The following is a 2,245-nucleotide window of genomic DNA, read 5'->3' as shown; positions in this document are numbered from 1 at the left end:
GACGCACTTTCGCGATGACCTGATCCGGGGTATGTCTACGTGCCATAATCTGTGAATTTCCTCCTTGCATCCATTATCGGATGCGAAACTCACATAGTCACCGGACTCCTACCCGGGGGCCCAACCAACAGGGCAGAGCGTGTCTCGATAAATTGTCTCACCGTAAACTGTCTTACGACCGTGACTATTTGGACTTTGTGAGTCATTCTTGGAGCATGAGGCTTCTGGGATACACGCGAGTCAGTACTGCCGGACAAGGTGCGCAGCTCCAACTCGATGCACTCGTCGGTGCGGGAGTCCAGAAGCGAGATGTTTTCTCAGATGTGACCTCTGGGAGTAAGACGGCGAAACAGCGACCGGGAATGAGGCGGCTCCTCGATTACGCCGAGGACGGAGATACGGTAGTCGTATGGCGTATCGACCGCCCTGGCCGTTCGCTCCTTGATGTTCTGGCGACCGTGAACCACCTCCGAGACCAAGGCGTGAAAGTCCGATCCGTCTCAGACAACATCGACCCCGAGACATCCTCGGGTCGGATGATGCTGGGAATGCTCGCCACCCTGGCCGAGTATGAACGAGAACTCGTTACCGAACGGGTCAATGCCGGAATTGCAGCCGCCAAGCAGAACGGGACGAAGTTCGGCAGGCCACCAGTCGACGCGGACGAGATCGCGACGAAACTCGCGATCGCCGAAGATGCCAGGGCCAAGGGCCGGACTGCCAAGGACGCGGCACGCTTGGTTGGGTGGTCGAGAGCAACGTTGTATCGCCATCGGCAAGCTGCTGACACTTGAAACACTGCGATCGGTTTGAAGACGTTACGCGAGGATCTAGATGCAACGACATGTAATTGAGACCATGGTGTATGGACATTTTCGCCGCCATTGCCGATGAGCGCCGTCACCTTGCCGATCAACTCGCGGACCTAACGCCAGAACAACAATCGACTCAAAGCCTGTGCGTAGCCTGGACAGTCCACGATGTGCTTGCACACTTGACGATGCCACTCGATGTGAGTATGCCGCGGTTTGCCTTAGCCATGCTCTTGGCAGGTGGTAACTTCGATCGAGCGAACCGTCGCCTCACCCGACGACAAGCCGCACGCCCTTTTAACGACGTAGTTGATCTTTTGAGAGACAAAGCTGACTCTCATTTCACTCCACCCGGAGAAGGCCCGGAAGCCCCCCTCACCGACGTCATCGTGCACGGCCTCGACATTCGCTGGCCCCTCGGCCTCCCTAGCCAACTTCACGAAGAACGGGCCGATGTTGCGCTCACGGCCGTGATGAAAGCGCCGGCCAGTGTGGTGAAGAAGGGCGTCGTCGACGGGCTCCAATTCGAGGCGACTGACATGGATTGGAAGCACGGTTCTGGCCCGGCAGTATTTGGACCCGCTCAGGCACTGCTTCTTGGCATTGCTGGGCGCGCCGAGGCGGTGAGCTCACTCAGTGGCGACGGTGTCGAGCTCTTGAAGCATAGGGTCCTGTCGTGAAATGTCGCGGACGGGTCTATAACTCGACGCAAGCAGGGGCGGTTAACCAGTGGATTCATCGCCGGTTCGCCGCAATTGGAGTGCTTTAGAGTAGTCAGATGGCTATAGATCAAGATCTCGCCGAACAAGTTCGTTCGCTTCTCAGAGACGAGACGACGAGCGAGAAATACATATTTGGGGGTTTGGCGTTTCTTATCGCGGGTTATATGGCAGTTGCGGTCGGTGACGAGGGCCTGCTCATACGGGTCGCCCCTGACGCCGAGTGGATCACCGGAGATCCTCGTGCGAGTAACGCGATGCCTGGACGTGCCATGCGAAACTGGCGCTCTTTCAGCATTACCGCCGACAGCACAGAACTGGTTGAGCTGGTCGCTCACAGTGTCGAGCAAGCTAAAACTCTGCCGCCGAAGAAGTAGCCGGCTTCGTTGCTCAAACCCCGCAACACCATCGGCGAGTCGCGGGAGGGGCTAGGCCAAATGAAACCGCCCTGTCACAATCAAATATTGATCTCGGAAGCGACTGACCCGACCGCCTTGGAGAGCTGTAAGATGGCCGCCACTTTTCGGTAAAGCCCACAGCAATGAAAGCAAAGTTGCTTGTTGGTCAAAATCGATCGTGTGCGCACCGGGTGAGTCCCATAGAGTGGTGGCATTCCCACCAGGGACTTCACCCCCAAAAATGTGAAGAACCATCGTGGGATCCCGCTAGTAGTTCCGCCAAGAACCTCACGAAAGGCATCCCACGATGGCTGAC

General features: G+C 57.1%; 4 protein-coding genes. 3 read left to right on the top strand and 1 reads right to left on the bottom strand.

The window, feature by feature from the left end:
• Window positions 1-215: 215 nt before the first annotated feature.
• From BAUR9175_RS19030 to BAUR9175_RS19020, 3 genes are all read left to right on the top strand, one after another.
• The gene (locus tag BAUR9175_RS19030; protein WP_029416759.1) at window positions 216-794 is read left to right on the top strand and encodes a recombinase family protein; all 579 of its coding nucleotides are present in this window, start codon (window positions 216-218) and stop codon (window positions 792-794) included.
• Between the two features lie 71 nt (window positions 795-865).
• Window positions 866-1,492, top strand: coding sequence for a maleylpyruvate isomerase family mycothiol-dependent enzyme (locus tag BAUR9175_RS19025; RefSeq protein ID WP_101584974.1), 627 nt, complete (start codon window positions 866-868; stop codon window positions 1,490-1,492).
• A gap of 98 nt (window positions 1,493-1,590) precedes the next feature.
• Window positions 1,591-1,908, top strand: a complete 318-nt coding sequence (locus BAUR9175_RS19020) for a hypothetical protein (RefSeq protein WP_069599737.1) — start codon at window positions 1,591-1,593, stop codon at window positions 1,906-1,908.
• 80 nt (window positions 1,909-1,988) lie between these two features.
• On the opposite strand, the gene BAUR9175_RS19575 is transcribed toward BAUR9175_RS19020, so the two are convergent.
• On the bottom strand, window positions 1,989-2,245 hold a 257-nt coding region (locus BAUR9175_RS19575; RefSeq protein ID WP_219618427.1), incomplete at its 5' end, for a hypothetical protein.

The organism is Brevibacterium aurantiacum, assembly GCF_900169065.1.
Lineage (GTDB): Bacteria > Actinomycetota > Actinomycetes > Actinomycetales > Brevibacteriaceae > Brevibacterium > Brevibacterium aurantiacum.
This window is presented reverse-complemented; position numbering and strand designations above follow the sequence as displayed.

What these genes read in the sequence shown, in the direction of transcription:
- BAUR9175_RS19030 (WP_029416759.1), top strand. Translation starts at nt 216, where the DNA reads ATGAGGCTTCTGGGATACACGCGAGTCAGTACTGCCGGACAAGGTGCG.
- BAUR9175_RS19025 (WP_101584974.1), top strand. Translation starts at nt 866, where the DNA reads ATGGACATTTTCGCCGCCATTGCCGATGAGCGCCGTCACCTTGCCGAT.
- BAUR9175_RS19020 (WP_069599737.1), top strand. Translation starts at nt 1,591, where the DNA reads ATGGCTATAGATCAAGATCTCGCCGAACAAGTTCGTTCGCTTCTCAGA.